Genomic DNA, 722 nt, shown 5'->3' on the forward strand with positions numbered 1-722 from the left:
CCGAACCTCGTCGCCGCCGTCAGCGAGGCGCGCCAGTGGCAGCGCCTGATGGAGATGGGCGCGATCGGCGGCTTCTCGGACGCCGATGGCAACGAGGGCGTGAACCGGGCCTGCCTGACGGATCTCGACCGCAAGGCGCGGCGGCTGCTGATCTCCTGGGCCGAGGCGATCGGCCTCGCCGCCAGCACCGATGTGTTGGGAAACCTCTTCCTGCGGCACGAGGGCAGCGACCCGACGCTCGCGCCCGTCGTGACCGGGAGCCACATGGACAGCCAGCCCGCAGGCGGCCGCTTCGATGGGATCTGGGGCGTRCTCGCCGGTTTCGAGGCGGTGCAGGCGTTGCGCGAGGCGGGCGTCGCAACGCGCCGCTCCATCGAGGTCGTCGCCTGGACCAACGAGGAAGGTGGCCGTTACGCGCCGGGCTGCATGGGCAGCATGGCCTATGCTGGCTACCGCCCTTCCACGACCTGGGACGCCGTGACCGACAAGGACGGCATCCGCTTTGGCGACGCACTGAGGGAGCATCTGGAAAGCGAGGCCGATATCCCCCGCCGCCCGCTCGGCGTGGTCGAGGGCGCCGCGCCCTTCGCCTATGTCGAAGCACATATCGAGCAGGGCCCGCGCCTCGAGGCCGAGGAGTACGACATCGGCGCCGTCGCGGGCATCCAGGGCAGCCGATGGTTCCTCGTGGAGATCAACGGCAAGTCCGACCATGCCGGCAC

At 70.3% G+C, this 722-nt stretch carries 1 protein-coding gene; it reads left to right on the forward strand.

Features of this window, described 5'->3' with window-relative positions; translation table 11 throughout:
* The coding region (locus AC1DWF_RS34345; RefSeq protein ID WP_476842954.1) for a hydantoinase/carbamoylase family amidase at window positions 1–722 on the forward strand (722 nt) is incomplete at both ends.

Source organism: Aminobacter sp. P4_D5 (assembly GCF_056401815.1).